The sequence below is a fragment of the Cellulomonas hominis genome (genome assembly GCF_005239125.1).
GTDB lineage: Bacteria > Actinomycetota > Actinomycetes > Actinomycetales > Cellulomonadaceae > Cellulomonas > Cellulomonas hominis_A.
This window is the reverse complement of the sequence record NZ_SZYE01000282.1, coordinates 1-3,370: the sequence shown is the minus strand read 5'-3', so window position 1 is coordinate 3,370 and position 3,370 is coordinate 1. Positions and strand designations below refer to the sequence as shown.

3 protein-coding genes are annotated in these 3,370 nt (G+C 78.8%); 2 read left to right on the top strand and 1 reads right to left on the bottom strand.

What is annotated here, in order from left to right; all coding sequences use genetic code 11:
• Positions 1–803, bottom strand: an 803-nt coding sequence (locus FA014_RS18840) for an AfsR/SARP family transcriptional regulator (protein ID WP_195969381.1), incomplete at its 3' end; no start/stop codon positions are given.
• 126 nt (positions 804–929) lie between these two features.
• Here FA014_RS18840 and FA014_RS18835 point away from each other — a divergent pair.
• Positions 930–2,228 carry an amidohydrolase gene (locus tag FA014_RS18835; protein WP_154731144.1) on the top strand — a complete coding sequence of 433 codons (1,299 nt, stop codon included), beginning with the start codon at positions 930–932 and terminating at the stop codon, positions 2,226–2,228.
• 16 nt (positions 2,229–2,244) lie between these two features.
• Positions 2,245–3,084, top strand: coding sequence for a TrmH family RNA methyltransferase (locus tag FA014_RS18830; RefSeq protein ID WP_154731143.1), 840 nt, complete (start codon positions 2,245–2,247; stop codon positions 3,082–3,084).
• Positions 3,085–3,370 lie beyond the last annotated feature (286 nt).

Below are 3,370 nucleotides of genomic sequence, written 5' to 3'. Positions count from 1 at the left end.
CCGGCGGGTGCGCCCGCACGCCCGTCGGTCCGGGGCGCTCCCGGCCGGGTGCCGACGGGTTCCGGCGGCCGCCCCGCGGCCAGCGCCCCCGCGTGGGCCGCCCGGAGCTCCTGCGAGGGCAGCAGCCCGATCTCGTCGAGCGCCGCGGCCGCCCGGAGGTAGGCCAGCACCGCCTCGCCGGGGCGTCCCTCGGCGGTGCGCGCCCGCACGAGCAGAGCCCACGCCCCCTCGCGGTACGGGTCGCCGTCCAGCGCCCGCTCCGCCGCCTCCGCGGCGCGCTCCGGGTCCGTGCCGACGAGGGCGCGGGCGAGCGCCTCGTGCGCGCTCCGGCGGGCGGTCTCCAGCCGCTCCGCCTCGGCCTGCACCTCCGGCAGGTCGGCCTCGGACCCGAACGCCGGGCCGCGCCACAGGGCGAGCGCCTCGGCCAGCACCTCGGCGGCGTGCGCGGGGGAGTCCCGGGCGTCCGGCCGCCCGCGGGCGGCACCGCCGCGGGTGACGGCCCGCACGGCGCGGTCGAAGCGGTCGGCGTCCAGGTCCTGCGGGTCGAGGCGGTACCCGCCCGGCACCGCACGCAGGTCGGCACCCACCAGCGCGCGGATCCGCGACGCGTGGCTGTGCAGGGTGTGCTCGGAGCTGGGCGGCGGCCCGGCGGGCCACAGCGCGGCGATGAGCCGCTCCCGCGGGACGAGCGCGCCCCGGTGCGCGAGCAGCACCGCGAGCAGAGCGCGCTGGCGCGAACCGCGGACAGGTTCGGCCCCCTCCGCGGTCACGAGCTCCACGGGCCCCAGGACCCCGTACCGCATGGGCCGATGGTGGCCCCCCGCGGGTGCGCAGGGCAAGGGCGGCGCGCGCCGGTGCAGGTCGGGGGCCGTCCGGCGCGGGGTAGCGTGCGGCAGGACCGCCGACCGCACCCGAAGGGACCCCGCCGCATGGCCCTGGACACCGCCCCGACCGCCGACCGCACGCGCGCCGCCCGCGTGCTGGGCGCCGCGGACACCCGCGACGCGCACTGGCGGGACCTGTACCGGGACCTGCACGCGCACCCCGAGCTGTCCGGGCGGGAGCACCGCACCGCCGCGGCGCTCGCGGCCGAGCTGCGCGCCGCCGGGCTCGAGGTCGCCGAGGGCGTCGGCGGGACCGGGGTCGTCGGCGTGCTGCGCAACGGCGACGGCCCCGTGGTCATGCTCCGCGCCGACATGGACGGCCTGCCCGTCCTGGAGGAGACGGGTCTGGCCTACCAGAGCCGGCACACGGACGTGAACCCAGCGGGGGAGACGGTCGCCACGATGCACGCCTGCGGCCACGACATGCACGTCACGGCGCTGGCCGCGGCGGTGGACACCCTCGCCGGCGCGCGCGACGCGTGGTCCGGGACGCTGCTGGTGGTCGGCCAGCCGGCGGAGGAGACGGCGACCGGCGCGAGCGCGATGCTCGCCGACGGCCTGTTCACCCGGTTCCCGAAGCCGGACGTCGCGCTCGGGCAGCACGTCGGCCCGCTGCCCGCCGGGGTGGCCAACCACTCCCGCGGTCTGCTCATGGCCGCGGCCGCGACCCTGGACGTGACGATCCACGGGCGGGGCGGCCACGGCTCCCGCCCGTTCGTCACCGTGGACCCGATCCTCACCGCGGCGTACGCCGTCACCCGGCTGCAGGCGATCGCGTCGCGCGAGACCTCCCCCGAGGACCCGCTGGTCGTCACCGTCGGCACGTTCCACGCCGGGACGAAGTCGAACATCATCCCGGACACGGCGACCTTCACCGTGAACCTGCGCGCCCGGTCGGACGCGTCGATGGCGCGTGCCGTGGCGGCCGTCGAGCGGATCGTCGGCGCCGAGGCCGCGGCCGCGGGCTGCCCCGAGCCGCCGACGATCACGATGCGGGAGAACCCGCCCGCGACCGTGAACACCGCCGAGGTGGTCGACCGGGTGATGGCGGCGCAGCAGGCCGTCATGCCCGCGGGCGCCGTGCGGACCGCCGAGCCGCTGATGGGCTCCGAGGACTTCTCCGAGTACGGGCTGCCGAAGGGGCGCTACGACGGCGACCCCGTGCCCTACGCGTTCTGGTTCTGGGGCGGCATGGACCCCGCGCTGTTCCCCGACGGCTACGTGTCGGGGTTCTCGGCGGCCGTCCCGGGCAACCACACCGCCCAGTTCGCGCCGCTCGACGAGCCGACGATCGCGGCGGGGCGCCGGCTGCTGGTGGCCGCGGCGCTGGAGTTCCTGGCCTGAGCGCCGCCGGGGGATGATGTCGGGCGTGCCCGCGCTCGACATCGTCCCCCTGACCGACCCCGACGACGAGCGGCTCGCCGACTACGTCTCCCTGACCGACGTGGCGCTGCGCTCGCGGCACGAGCCCGAGAAGGGGCTCTACATCGCGGAGAGCTCCACGGTGCTGGGCCGGGCGCTCGCCGCGGGGCACCGGCCCCGGTCCGTGCTGGTGTCGCCGCGGTGGCTGCCCGACCTGACGGCGATGCTGGAGGCGCGGGACCCGGCCGGGGAGCCCGTGCGCGTCTACGTCGCCGAGCCCCCGGTCCTGGAGGCGATCACCGGCTTCCACGTGCACCGCGGGGCGCTCGCGGCCATGCACCGGCCGCCGCTGCCGGCCGTGGCGGACGTCCTGGCCGGGGCGCGCCGGGTCGCGGTGCTGGAGGACGTCGTCGACCACACCAACGTCGGGGCGGCGTTCCGGTCGGCCGCCGCGATCGGGGTGGACGCGGTGCTCGTGACCCCGCGGTGCGCGGACCCGCTGTACCGGCGGTCCGTGCGGGTGTCGATGGGCACGGTGTTCCAGGTCCCGTGGACCCGGGTCGACCCGTGGCCCGGCGGGATCGAGCTGCTGCGGGCGGCGGGGTTCGTCACGGCCGCGCTCGCGCTGTCGGACGACTCGGTGAGCCTGGACGCGCTGGAGGCCGACCCGCCGGAGCGGCTGGCGCTGGTGCTGGGCGCGGAGGGCGACGGCCTGAAGCCCGCGACGATCGCCGCGGCGGACCTCACGGTGCGGATCCCGATGGCGGGCGGCGTGGACTCGCTGAACGTGGCGGCGGCGGGCGCCGTCGCGTTCTGGGCGACCCGCGTGCGGGACTGAGCGGCCGACCGCCCCGCCGGTCGGCCGGGCACGGCTCCCGGGTCGGACGACGGGACCAGACGCCCGTCCGCCCGCGGGAGGACGCCGGGCCGCCGCGGTCGGTCCCCGGGGCGACGCGCCCGGCCGGTCGCGGGCGGCACCGTCGGAGCATGCCCCGACGCGACCACGAGCCCCCCGCCCCCCACGCGACCCTGCCCCGCGCCGCCCGCCGGTCCGCGGTTTTCGCGGTCGCGGTCGCGCTGGCCCTCGCCGGCTGCTCGGCCGCCGTCGACGCGCCCGCCCCCGG

Coding starts and splice junctions, on each gene's coding strand:
- FA014_RS18835 (WP_154731144.1), top strand. CDS start 930: ATGGCCCTGGACACCGCCCCGACCGCCGACCGCACGCGCGCCGCCCGC.
- FA014_RS18830 (WP_154731143.1), top strand. CDS start 2,245: ATGTCGGGCGTGCCCGCGCTCGACATCGTCCCCCTGACCGACCCCGAC.